The organism is Rhodoferax sp., from assembly GCF_028688795.1.
In the GTDB taxonomy this organism is placed as follows: Bacteria; Pseudomonadota; Gammaproteobacteria; order Burkholderiales; family Burkholderiaceae_C; genus Rhodoferax.
The window spans coordinates 166,392-178,742 of record NZ_JAQTXM010000002.1 but is presented as its reverse complement, the minus strand read 5'-3'; the positions used below and the strand labels follow the sequence as shown (position 1 = coordinate 178,742).

Genomic DNA, 12,351 nt, shown 5'->3' with positions numbered 1-12,351 from the left:
GACGGAAGTCGAACACAAAATACCGATGCCGATTCAGCGCTTGGCGCCGCCAAAAATGCCGCCCAGCACACCGCGAATGATCTGGCGGCCTACTTCGCGGCCAATGGAGCTGGCGGCGCTTTTGAACAGTTGCTCGCCCGCAGAGGTGCGCCGCCCGCCACCACCGCCCAGCAGGCTGCCCAGACCGGAAGTGATGCTGTCAAACATGCTGCCACCTTGTGTTGCTGTTGCCCCGTTGCCGCCAGCCGTTTTGCTATCGGCTTGTTCGGCGCGCGCGACGACATGGCCCTTGAGCTTTTCATAGGCCGATTCGCGGTCAAGCGTCTTTTCATAAACCTGGGCCACGATGGATTCAGACAACAACACTTGCCGTTGCTCGGGCGTGATTGGCCCAATCTGGCTCGCAGGCGGCAGCACGTAAACGCGCTCAGTGGGGCAGGGCCTGCCTTTTTCGTCCAGAAAGCTCACCAGCGCTTCACCCACGGCCAGTTCGGTAATGGCCGCGCCCACGTCAAGCCCGGGGTTTGGGCGCATGGTGTCGGCAGCCGACTTCACCGCTTTTTGATCACGTGGGGTAAACGCCCGCAGCGCGTGCTGCACCCGGTTGCCCAACTGGGCCAGCACACTGTCGGGAATGTCCAGCGGGTTTTGCGTCACAAAATACACGCCAACGCCTTTGGAGCGCACCAGGCGCACCACCAGTTCAATGCGCTCGACCAGTACCTTGGGCGCGTCATTGAACAGCAAGTGGGCCTCGTCAAAAAAGAACACCAGTTTGGGCTTGTCGAGGTCGCCCACTTCGGGCAGGTTCTCAAACAGTTCACTCAGCATCCAGAGTAAAAACGTGCTGTATAGGCGCGGTGAGTTCATCAACTTGTCGGCAGCTAGGATGTTGACCATGCCGCGCCCGGAACCGTCGGTCTGCATGAAATCGTCGATGTTGAGCATCGGCTCGCCAAAGAATTTGTCGCCACCTTGCGCCTCGATTTGCATCAGCCCGCGCTGAATGGCACCAATGCTGGCGGCGCTCACATTGCCGTACTCGGTGGTGAAATCACTGGCGTTGTCGCCCACATGCTGGCACATGGCGCGCAGGTCTTTCATGTCGAGCAGCAGCAGCCCTGAGTCGTCGGCAATCTTGAACACCAGTTGCATCACACCTGCCTGGGTTTCGTTCAAATTCAACATGCGTGCGAGCAGCAGTGGCCCCAAATCGCTCACAGTGGCGCGCACCGGGTGGCCTTGCTCGCCAAACACATCCCACAGCGTGGTGGGAAAGGCGCCGAATTCAGGTGTGGGTAGGCCACGTTCAGCAATGATTTTGGCCAGTTTAGGGGTGGCGGAGCCCGTTTGTGAGATACCGGTCAGGTCGCCCTTGATGTCGGCCATGAACACCGGTACGCCCAACTTTGAGAAACCTTCGGCCATGGTTTGCAGCGTGATGGTTTTGCCCGTGCCGGTGGCGCCTGTGATCAGGCCGTGACGGTTGGCCTTGTCAGGGTGCAGCAGGCATTGGGTCTGGCCGTGCTGGGCAATCAGGATGGGCTCAATCATGTCAACCTCAAAAAGTACAATCGAGGCAGTAGCGTAACGAACTTTTGAAGGATTTCACGTGGCAGGACACAGTAAATGGGCCAATATTCAGCACCGCAAAGGCCGTCAGGACGAAAAGCGCGGCAAGATCTGGACCCGCATCATCCGTGAAATCACGGTCGCGGCGCGTGCCGGTGGCGGTGATCTGTCCATCAACCCGCGCCTGCGTTTGGCCATTGACCGGGCCAAGGCGGCCAATATGCCGGCAGACCGTATCAAGTACAACATCGACAAGGCCACGGGCTCGCTTGACGGCATCAGCTACGAGGAAATTCGTTACGAAGGTTATGGCATTGGTGGCGCGGCCATCATTGTCGACACGATGACCGACAACAAGGTGCGCACGGTGGCTGAAGTTCGCCACGCGTTTTCCAAATTTGGCGGCAACATGGGCACCGAAGGTTCGGTGGCATTTCAGTTCAAGCATTGCGGCCAGATCATTTTTGCACCTGGTGTGAGTGAAGACAAGGTGATGGAAATCGCGCTGGAGGCGGGCGCAGACGATGTCATCACAGACGACGACGGCGCGGTGGAGGTGATTACCCCGGTGACAGAGTTTGAAGCTGTTAAAAACGCGTTGGAAGCGGCGGGCCTGACACCCGATGCGGCAGAAGTCACCATGCGCCCAGAAAACCCAATTGAGATGGCTGGCGATGACGCCACCCGCATGCAAAAGCTGCTTGATGCCTTGGAAGATCTGGACGACGTGCAAGCCATCTATCACAACGCAGAACTCGATACCGACGCGCTATGAAAATTCTTGTCATTGGCGGCGGTGGCCGTGAACACGCCCTGGCCTGGAAGCTGGCGCAGTCTCCCAAAACGCACAAGATTTTTGTGGCGCCTGGAAATGGTGGCACCGCCACCGACAGCCATTTTGAAAACATCAATATCACCGATGTGGCCGAACTGACCGCATGGGCAGCTTCTGAAAAGATAGCGCTCACGGTGGTTGGGCCTGAGGTGCCGCTGGCAGCCGGCGTGGTGGACGAATTCCGCAAACAGGGGCTGCGGGTGTTTGGCCCAACCAAGGCTGCGGCGCAGCTGGAAAGCTCCAAGGCGTTTTCCAAGGCCTTCATGAAGCGTCATGGCATTCCTACTGCGGAATACGAAACCTTCAGTGACCCCGTTTTGGCCCATGCTTACATTGACCAAAAGGGCGCGCCGATTGTGGTGAAGGCCGATGGTCTGGCGGCTGGCAAAGGCGTGGTGGTGGCCTTGACCGTAGCCGAGGCTCACGAGGCCGTCGACTTCATGCTGGTCGACAACACGCTGGGCGTGAGCCACAACGAAGGTGGCGCAAGAGTGGTCATCGAAGAATTTTTGGTGGGCGAAGAAGCCAGTTTCATCGTCATGGTCGACGGTAAAAACGTGCTGCCGTTGGCTACCAGCCAAGACCACAAACGCTTGCTCAATGGCGATTTGGGGCCGAACACGGGTGGCATGGGTGCCTATTCACCGGCACCCGTCGTCACGCCCGACGTGCATGCCCGCGCCATGCGCGACATCATTTTGCCCACTGTGCGCGGCATGGAAAAAGACGGCATTGTGTTCACCGGCTTTCTGTACGCCGGCCTGATGATTGATGCGCAGGGCAAGCCCAAGACGCTCGAATTCAACTGCCGCATGGGCGACCCCGAAACCCAGCCGATCATGATGCGCCTGAAGACCGATTTGGTCGATGTGATGCTGGCTGCCACTGAACCCGGGCCTCACGGCAAGCTTGACCAGATTGAGCTTCAGTGGGACCGCCGCACCGCGCTTGGCGTGGTGCTGGCGGCACACGACTACCCCTTGACCCCTCGCAAAGGCGATGTGATCACCGGCATCCCCAAGGAAGCTGAAGACGCTTGCGTATTCCATGCTGGCACTGCACTCAAAGATGGCCAGTTGCTCACCTCAGGCGGGCGAGTGCTGTGCGTCACCGTGCTGGCCGACAACGTGCGTCTGGCGCAACAGCGTGCCTATGAAATCGCGGCAGGCATCACCTTTGATGGCATGCAGTACCGCACTGACATTGGTCACCGTGCCGTGAAGGTTGCCAGCGCATGACGGCCAGCAACTCGCAAGGGCCGCGGGTGGGTGACTATTTGCGTGGTTTACAGGCGCGCATCACCGGCGCCATTGCCGAGCTGGATGGCGCAACGTTTCTGACCGATGCCTGGGAAAAACCACCCGGCGAGATGTTGCAAGGCCGCGGCATCACGCAAATTCTGGAAGGTGGCTCAGTATTTGAGCGGGCCGGTTGCGGCTTTTCGCATGTCACTGGCCCCAAGTTGCCGCCTTCGGCCACGCAACACCGCCCGGAGCTTGCGGGTGCGCCGTTTGAGGCCATGGGCGTGTCGCTGGTGTTTCACCCGCGCAACCCGTATGTGCCCACTGTGCACATGAACGTTCGCATGATTTCGGCCAAGGCAGTCGATGGGCGTGAAGTCTGCTGGTTTGGCGGTGGCATGGACTTGACCCCATATTACGGTTTTGATGAAGATGCCGTGCATTTTCATCAAACCTGCAAGGCGGCCTTGCAGCCGTTTGGCGACGACAAATACCCGCGCTTCAAAACCTGGTGTGACGAGTATTTTTACCTCAAGCACCGAGATGAGCAGCGCGGCATCGGCGGCGTGTTTTTTGACGACTTCTCAGAGTTGGGCGCCGACCAAAGTCAAGCCATGATGCAGGCCGTGGGCGACGCCTTTTTGACGGCCTATTTACCTATTGTGTTGCGCCGCAAAGACGCGCCCTATGGGGAGCGCGAACGGGCGTTTCAGCTGTATCGGCGTGGCCGTTATGTTGAGTTCAACCTGGTGTGGGACCGAGGCACGCACTTTGGATTGCAGTCGGGTGGGCGCAGCGAATCTATTTTGTTGTCGATGCCGCCGCTGGTGAGTTGGGCTTACCAACAGGTGCCGCAAGCAGGTACGCCCGAGGCCGAGCTTTACCGCAAATTCCTGGTACGCAAGGACTGGGTGTCATGCCAGAGGCAGTGACACCGCGGCGTGTTGGTGTGTTTGGTGGTGCCTTTGATCCGCCGCACTTGGCGCATCAGGCTCTGCTGCAGTCTGCCATGGAAGAACTGGCTCTGGATGAACTCCGTGTGATCCCCACCGGGCAGGCCTGGCACAAAACGCGCACCCTGACAGCGCCCGAGCACCGACTTGAGATGGCACAGTTGGCGTTCTCAAGCTTGCCCAAGGTGGTGGTCGATGCGCAGGAAATCAAGCGTGGTGGCCCGAGCTACACCATTGACACCTTGCGCGGCCTGGCCCAGCTTGAGCCACAGGCCGAATTTTTTCTGATCATGGGTGCTGATCAGGCGGCGGCGCTCACCACTTGGCGGGCGTGGCAGGAGATTTTGCAATTAGCTATAATTTGTGTAGCTGATCGCACAGATTCAACAAGGGCCAGCACCTTGCTTGATGCAGAAAAATTATTTCCAGCGCGGTTTTTCCACCTGAAAATGCCCGCCTTGACGATCAGCGCCACCCAGATTCGCGCCACAATTTCAGCACGGCAACCCGTTGATACGCTGGTGCAAGATGGCGTTGCACGTTATATTGCCGACCACCACCTTTACCAATCCATTTGATGACTACCAAAACACCAGCCAAAACCAGCGCGAAAACTGCCGCCAAGCCCGCGATCAAGACCACGGTCAAACCTGCCGCCAAGCCAGAATCCACCACTGTGGCCAAAAAAGACGTGCAAAAACTCCAGCGCGCCATTGTGGACGGGCTCGAAGACGTCAAGGCGCAAGACATTGTGGTGTTTGACACCGAGCACTTGTCATCGCTGTTTGAGCGCGTCATCGTGGCCTCGGGCACATCCAACCGTCAAACCAAGGCGCTGGCTGCCAGCGTGATGGACGCAGTGCGCGAGGCCGGTTTTCAAAAGCCGCGCATGGAAGGTGAAGCCAATGGTGAATGGATCATTGTGGACTGTGGCCAAGCCGTGGTTCACGTGATGCAGCCCAACATCAGAACCTATTACAACCTGGAAGAGCTGTGGGGCGAAAAGCCGGTGCGTCTGAAGCTGGGTGCGGCCAAACCGGTGGCGTCAGCTGAAGCCAAGGTGGTCAAGCCCGTTCCTGTGGCCAAAGATGCAGCCAGCTTGCGCCGCTCCAGCGCTTCCAAAAAAGGCGTGGAAGAAGCTTTTCCTTCACGCGCCCAAATGCAAAAGGCAGTTCAGGCCGAAGCAGCAGCGGTCAAAAAAGCCGCAGCCAAGTCGGTTGCCAAGCCTCGCAGTGCAGCCCCTGCTGCTGGTGCTGCACCTGTGGCCAAGCCTCGTATCAGGACGCTGGTGGTAAATGCGCCTGGCAAACCTGCAGCGAAAAAAGCCGCAGCCAAGAAAGCCGTTAGCAAACCGGCCGTGGCCAGAAAAGCGCCTGTACGTAAAGCCTGACCGTGCGCTTGCTGATTGTTGCCGTGGGTCAGCGCGTGCCTGACTGGGCACAAACGGCTTGGGACGACTATGCAAAGCGCTTTCCCTTTGAGTTAAAGGTCGAACTCAAGGCTGTCAAAACCGAGCCGCGTGCGTCCAAGTCACTTGAGACTTTGTACGCGGCCGAACGCACCCGAATCGAAGCGGCCATTCCCAAAGGTTTCAGAATTGTTGCGTTGGATGAACGCGGCACCACGCTGACCACCATGGCCTTGGCTGGCAAACTCAAAGACTGGCAACTCAGTGGTGACGATGTGGCGCTGGTGATTGGTGGTCCAGACGGGCTTGACCCCGCCTTCAGGCAGGCCGCCCATGAGCGCATTCGCTTGTCTGACCTGACGCTGCCGCATGCCATGGTGCGTGTGCTGCTTGTGGAGCAGTTGTACCGAGCCTGGTCAATTAACGCCAACCACCCGTACCACCGCGAGTGATCGCATTGAGCCGTCAGCTATGAAGAAATTTATTTATCTGGCTTCTCAAAGCCCCCGGCGCCGCCAATTGCTGGAGCAACTTGGTGTGGCCTATGAATTGCTTCTGCCAGAACCGCATGAAGATGCGGAAGCGCTTGAGGTTGTGTTGCCGCACGAAGCACCACTGACTTATGTGGAACGCGTCACAAAGCTCAAACTGGATGCGGCGCTGACACGTCTGGACCGCTTGGGCCTGCCCGCTGCGCCAGTGTTGTGTTCAGACACCACGGTGGCACTGGGGCGGGTCATTTTGGGCAAACCGCTTGACGCGGCCGACGCCACGCGGATATTGACAACCCTGGCTGGCAAGACGCACCGAGTCATGACGGCGGTGGCTGTGGGTACACCAGATCACCGTTGGCAAGCGGTGTCGACATCGCGCGTGACATTTGCGCCGATGACTGCTGCACAAATTGCTACTTATGTGGACACGGGTGAACCCATGGGCAAGGCAGGTGCGTATGGCGTGCAGGGCAGGGCGGCAGCACACATCTCGCGATTGAGTGGGAGCTACACCGGCATCATGGGGTTGCCGCTGTTTGAGACGGCGCAGTTGCTGCGTTTGGCAGGTTTTAGTTGCTAGCATAAATATAGCTTCTTGCGCTTTATTTATAAAGTCTAGAGGCACTTTTCTTATATAAAAAGTAAATTCATGCAAGAAGACATTCTGATCAACTGGTCACCTCAAGAAACCCGTGTGGCGGTGGTGGAAAACGGTGTGCTGCAAGAGCTGCATGTGGAGCGCTCGTTAGAGCGCGGGCTGATGAGCAATGTGTATCTGGGCAAGGTGGCGCGCGTCTTGCCGGGCATGCAATCCGCCTTCATCGATATTGGCCTGGAGCGGGCTGCGTTTTTGCATGTGGCCGATGTATGGCATCCCCCTGCAGAGGGCGAAACCGTCTCGATGGCGCGCAGTTCAGCAGCGCAGATCCCGATTGAAAAGCAGGTGTTTGAAGGCCAGAGCCTGATGGTGCAGGTGATCAAGGACCCGATTGGCACCAAGGGAGCCCGGCTGTCCACGCAGATCAGCATCGCCGGGCGCATGCTGGTGTTTTTGCCGCAGGACGACCACATTGGGGTGTCGCAAAAAATCCCCCAAGCCCAGCGCGATGCCTTGCGCCAGCACCTGCAAACCTTGGTGGGGGACGAGGGTGGTGGCTTTATTTTGCGCACCAACGGTGAGGATGCCACAGAGCAAGAACTTGCCGATGACGTGGCTTACCTGCGCAAAGCCTGGAAGCGCATTCGCGAAGGCGCCACACGTTTGCCACCCAAGTCGTTGTTGCATCAGGATTTAAGCCTGCTGCAGCGGGTGTTACGTGACTTGTCCAGTGATCACACCCAGTTCATCAAGGTTGATTCCCTGGAGCAGTTTGCCGTGATGACGGCGTTTTGTCAGGAGTTCATGCCTGCCACCGGTCAAAAACTGCAGCACTACAAAGGTGAGCGGCCCATTTTTGACCTATATGCCATTGACGAAGAAATCGCCAAGGCGCTCGGACGGCGCGTAGAACTCAAATCCGGTGGCTACCTGATCGTGGACCAGACCGAGGCGCTCACCACCGTGGATGTAAACACCGGGGGCTATGTCGGCGCTCGCAATTTTGATGACACCATTTTCAAGACCAATCTGGAGGCTGCACAAGCCATTGCGCGGCAGCTGCGTCTGCGCAATCTGGGTGGCATCATCATCGTCGACTTTATCGACATGGTGCCGCAAGAGCACCGGGCTGCTGTACTGACTGAACTGCGCAAACAACTGGCCCGCGACCACGTCAAAACCATGTGTGGCGAGTTTTCGCAGCTTGGCCTGGTCGAGATGACGCGCAAACGCACCCGTGAGTCGCTGGCACACATGCTGTGCGAGCCGTGCCCGGTGTGTAGCGGCAAGGGGATTGTCAAAACCGCTCGCAGCGTGGCTTACGACGTTTTTCGTGAGATTCTGCGGGAAGCGCGCCAATTCAACCCCAAAGAGTTTCGCGTGGTGGCGTCGCCCAAAGTCATTGAGCTGCTTCTGGACGAAGAAAGCCAGCATCTGGCGGGCTTGAGCGAGTTCATTGGCAAGCCGGTGTCCTTGCAAAGCGAGAGCGCCATGGGGCAGGAACAGTACGATATTGTGCTGCTGTAGCCAGAGTTGGTAACGATGATGGATACCAGTGCGAACACCTCGCCCATTCCCATCCTGGTCTACCACCAGATCGATATAGCACCGCCCAAGGGTGCAGCTTTCAGAAGCTTGTATGTGTCGCCGAAGGCGTTTGCCAGGCAAATGCTTCTTCTGCAAATGTTGGGTTACCAGGGCCTTTCCATGTCGGATTTGCTGCCCTACCTTAAAGGTGAGAAGCAAGGCAAGGTGGTCGGCATCACATTTGACGATGGCTATCTGAACAACTTGACGCACGCATTGCCAGTGTTGCAACGCCATGGGTTTTCCTCCACCTGCTATGCGGTCAGCCAGCGGCTTGGGCAAACCAATGTTTGGGACGAGGTCCAGGGCATTGCTCAAACCCCGTTGATGGATGCAGCCCAGTTGCGCCAATGGGTGGCGGCGGGGCAAGAGGTGGGGGCACATACGCGCCACCATGTGAATTTGCAGCAGTGCGACCCCGCTATCTGCAGAGAAGAAATGACGTTGGGTCGGGCTGAACTTGAGGCGGCCACCGGCACTGCCGTGGCGCATTTTTGTTATCCCTACGGGCGATATGCCCCTGAGCATGTCACCATGGCCAGGCAGACTGGTTTCTTGACGGTCACCACCACCGAGCGTGGTCGTGTCGCCAGCGGTGCAGACCTGCGCCAGTTGCCACGCGTGCCGGTGCTGCGCGCCACCACGCTGCCGGTGTTTTTGCTCAAGTTGGCCACGGGTTACGAAGATCGCCGCTCGAAATGAAGCAAACAAGTCATTGCGAACACAGCGCTGAAACCCATGAGGGTGCGTTGCAATCACCACAACGGCTACGCATCGCGGTACTGAATCGTCAGTTTTCGCCAACTGGCGGCGGTGCCGAGCGCTATTCAATTGCGTTGGTGGAACACCTGGCCGCACGTCATGACATTCATGTATTTGCCCAGCACATTGGCCACGACTGGCCGGGCGTGACCTACCACAAGGTGTCACAAGCCCTGACGCGCCCGCGCTGGCTGAACCAGCTGTGGTACGCCACCACCACCTGGTGGGCCACGCGGCGTGGTTTTGATGTGGTGCATTCGCATGAGAACACCTGGCACGGCAATGTGCAGACGGTGCATGTGCTGCCAGTGAAGTACAACCTGTTGCATGGCCTCACGGGTTGGCGGCGGGTGGTGCGCTGGGCCAAAATCGTTACAAGCCCGCGTTTGCTGGTGTATCTGGCATTGGAGCGCAGTCGGTTTTCATTGCGCAAGCCCCGTGTGATCGTGGTTACTTCCAACTCGCTGGTGCCACAAATGCAGGCGGCTTACCCCGCGAGTCAAGGCGCCATCAAAGTCATTACCCCGGGCGTGGCGTGTGTGCTGGGCGCTGCCACTGCGCTGCAAAAATCAAAGTCCAGGCGTGAACTGAACTTGCCCGAGAACGGGTTTTGCATTTTATTTGTGGCCAATGACTACCGAAAAAAAGGCTTGCCGACCTTGCTTCAAGCATTGTCAAAGTTGCCCGTGAACGCATACGTGGCGGTGGTGGGCAACCCGGCGCAGATACCGCACTTTAAGACCCAGGCGCAGGCCTTGGGGCTGGTAGACAGGGTGTTCTTTTTAGGTGCGCTGCAAGATGTGACGCCAGCTTATGTCGCGGCTGATTGTTTGGCCCACCCAACGCTTGAGGACACTTTTGCCATGGTGGTGCTGGAAGCCATGGCGCACGGTTTGCCGGTGGTGGTCAGTGCGGCGCGTTATTGCGGTATTGCAGCGCTTCTGAGGCATGACCAGAATGCGCTGGTGCTGAGTGATCCGCTGGATTCATTGGCGCTGGCAGTTGAACTGGCTCGGGTCGCGCAGGATGGGGTACTGCGACATCAGCTAAGCCAAGGTGGGCTGATGTTTGCAGCACATCATCAATGGGCTGCTCTGGCGCAGCAGCAAGAGCAGATTTACCAATATTTGGCGCGAGGCAAGCGGCTGTAAGGGAACTGTCCAGAAGTGACGGTGCATTGACAACATGCAAAAGTCAACCCGCTGAGCTGTCATGCAGTCCCAACCGATAGAGCCGCGCGTACAAGCCGTCCATTTGTATCAACGCCGCATGGTTGCCCATCTCAGCAATGCGCCCATGGTCCAGCACCACAATGCGATCCGCGTGGTGCACGGTGGACAGGCGGTGCGCAATTACCAGCGTGGTTCGGTTTTTCATCAGCCGCTCCAAGGCCTCTTGCACACTGCGCTCTGATTCGGTATCCAGTGCGGAAGTGGCTTCGTCCAGAATCAAAATTGGCGCATCTTTGTAAAGCGCCCGGGCAATCGCCAGGCGCTGGCGTTGCCCGCCAGAGAGTTGCGCGGCGTTGTGCCCCACCAGCGTGTCCAAGCCTTTGGGGAGCGCTTTAACAAATGATTCAAGGTTAGCCGACACCAGGCACTGCATCACCTTTTGCCGATCCATCGGCAAGCCAAGCGCCACGTTGGCCGCTACCGTGTCGTTGATCATCACCACCTGCTGGCTGACCAGAGAAAACTGCGCGCGTAATGCTGGCAACTGCCAGTCACGCAGTTCATGGCCATCCAGAAAGACTTGGCCAGAGTGGATGTCGACAAACCGGGTCAGCACATTGATCAGCGTCGTCTTGCCAGAACCGGAGGCACCTACTAGCGCAACGGTCTCGCCAGACCGAATGCTCAGATCATTTATATTCAAAGCGGGCTCTAGACCTGATGGATAAAGCACAGATAGCTCCGAAAAAGATAGTAATCCAGTTGCGCGTGGGGTTGAAAATGTACCGCTGGATTCATCCGGTGTTTGTTCAATCAGAGCCAGAGCGCGTTCCAGTGCCACCAAACCCCGGGTGATCGGGCTGGAGACCTCGGAGAGTTGGCGCACGGGTGCAATGATCATCAGCATCGCGGTGACAAATGCCACAAAGCCGCCCACCGAAGTGCCGCTACTGGCACTTTGAATCAGCGCGACGGAAATCACGGCGGACAGCGCCACAGCTGCCAGCATTTGAGTCATCGGGGTCATTGCCGCACCAGCCACGGTTGATTTCATGGCGAGGTGGCGCAAGGACTCACTCAGCACGTTGAAACGCTTGGCCTGCGTGGCTTGTGCCGCGTAAAGGCGAATGTCACGATGCGCCAGCACGTTCTCCTCCACCACGTAAGCCAGTTCGTCGGTGGCCTCCTGATTGGCCTGCGTGAGTTTGTGCACGCGCCGTGTCAGCACTTTCATGACCCAAGCCACGGCTGGAAAGATGGCCGCCACAATCAGCGTCAGTTTCCAGTTCAGGTAGAAAAGGTAGCCAGTCAGAGCAATCAGGGTGAGCCCGTTTCGCGTGAGACTTAACATGGCATTCACCAGCATGGTGGCACCGTTTTGCACTTCATAGACCACGGTATTTGACAGGGCACTAGAAGTTTGTTTTGAGAAAAGTTTGAGTTCGGCGGCCAAAATTTTGGCGAACATGGCTTGGCGCATCAACTGCAAACCCTGGTGGGTGATGCGTGTCAGGCCGATTTGTGAAATGTAGCCAGCCAGTCCTCGTACCCCAAACAGCAGCAGCAGCGAGGCGGGCACCGTCCAAATTTCGAGCTGGCCCTGCTGAAAACCACGGTCCAACAAGGGCTTAAGCAGCGCTGGAATCATGGGTTCAGTAGCAGCACCCACAACGGCACTGACGGCCACCAGCGCCCAAGTGCCCGGCAATGTGCCGAAGAAAGGCATGAA

Annotated in this window: 12 protein-coding genes; 10 read left to right on the top strand and 2 right to left on the bottom strand. The window is 57.8% G+C overall.

The features are described 5' to 3' along the window. Positions 1-33: 33 nt before the first annotated feature. Entirely contained in the window at positions 34-1,554 is a 1,521-nt protein-coding gene (locus PHQ58_RS02520; protein WP_300106408.1) for a helicase HerA-like domain-containing protein, read from the bottom strand. Positions 1,555-1,612: 58 nt separating this feature from the next. Between PHQ58_RS02520 and PHQ58_RS02515 the strand changes: the two genes are divergently transcribed. The 10 genes from PHQ58_RS02515 (at position 1,613) to PHQ58_RS02470 (ending at position 10,601) form a co-directional block, all read left to right on the top strand. Continuing rightward, positions 1,613-2,347, top strand: coding sequence for a YebC/PmpR family DNA-binding transcriptional regulator (locus tag PHQ58_RS02515; protein WP_300106406.1), 735 nt, complete (start codon positions 1,613-1,615; stop codon positions 2,345-2,347). Next, positions 2,344-3,645 (top strand): phosphoribosylamine--glycine ligase, encoded by a 1,302-nt coding sequence (purD, locus tag PHQ58_RS02510; protein ID WP_300106403.1) that lies wholly within the window; start codon positions 2,344-2,346, stop codon positions 3,643-3,645. Before PHQ58_RS02515 ends, purD begins: the two co-directional genes overlap by 4 nt. Continuing rightward, positions 3,642-4,580 carry an oxygen-dependent coproporphyrinogen oxidase gene (gene hemF / locus PHQ58_RS02505; protein WP_300106400.1) on the top strand — a complete coding sequence of 313 codons (939 nt, stop codon included), beginning with the start codon at positions 3,642-3,644 and terminating at the stop codon, positions 4,578-4,580. Before purD ends, hemF begins: the two co-directional genes overlap by 4 nt. Further along, the gene (gene nadD, locus PHQ58_RS02500) at positions 4,565-5,179 is read left to right on the top strand and encodes a nicotinate-nucleotide adenylyltransferase (protein WP_300106397.1); all 615 of its coding nucleotides are present in this window, start codon (positions 4,565-4,567) and stop codon (positions 5,177-5,179) included. Before hemF ends, nadD begins: the two co-directional genes overlap by 16 nt. Beyond that, positions 5,179-5,991 (top strand): ribosome silencing factor, encoded by an 813-nt coding sequence (rsfS, locus tag PHQ58_RS02495; RefSeq protein WP_300106395.1) that lies wholly within the window; start codon positions 5,179-5,181, stop codon positions 5,989-5,991. The genes nadD and rsfS overlap by 1 nt, the downstream gene beginning before the upstream one ends. A 2-nt stretch (positions 5,992-5,993) precedes the next feature. After that, on the top strand, positions 5,994-6,461 hold the full coding sequence (gene rlmH / locus PHQ58_RS02490; protein ID WP_300106393.1) for a 23S rRNA (pseudouridine(1915)-N(3))-methyltransferase RlmH: 468 nt from the start codon (positions 5,994-5,996) through the stop codon (positions 6,459-6,461). 19 nt (positions 6,462-6,480) lie between these two features. Further along, a complete protein-coding gene (locus PHQ58_RS02485) occupies positions 6,481-7,083 on the top strand; it encodes a nucleoside triphosphate pyrophosphatase (protein ID WP_300106390.1) in 603 nt (200 codons plus the stop codon). A 69-nt stretch (positions 7,084-7,152) separates the two neighbouring features. Further along, entirely contained in the window at positions 7,153-8,628 is a 1,476-nt protein-coding gene (rng, locus tag PHQ58_RS02480) for a ribonuclease G (RefSeq protein WP_300106388.1), read from the top strand. 18 nt (positions 8,629-8,646) lie between these two features. Continuing rightward, complete coding sequence (locus PHQ58_RS02475) at positions 8,647-9,390, top strand: polysaccharide deacetylase family protein (RefSeq protein ID WP_300106385.1); 744 nt, start codon at positions 8,647-8,649, stop codon at positions 9,388-9,390. 47 nt (positions 9,391-9,437) lie between these two features. Next, positions 9,438-10,601 carry a glycosyltransferase family 4 protein gene (locus PHQ58_RS02470; RefSeq protein WP_300106383.1) on the top strand — a complete coding sequence of 388 codons (1,164 nt, stop codon included), beginning with the start codon at positions 9,438-9,440 and terminating at the stop codon, positions 10,599-10,601. A 43-nt stretch (positions 10,602-10,644) separates the two neighbouring features. On the opposite strand, the gene msbA is transcribed toward PHQ58_RS02470, so the two are convergent. After that, entirely contained in the window at positions 10,645-12,348 is a 1,704-nt protein-coding gene (gene msbA / locus PHQ58_RS02465; protein WP_300106702.1) for a lipid A export permease/ATP-binding protein MsbA, read from the bottom strand. Positions 12,349-12,351: the final 3 nt, after the last annotated feature.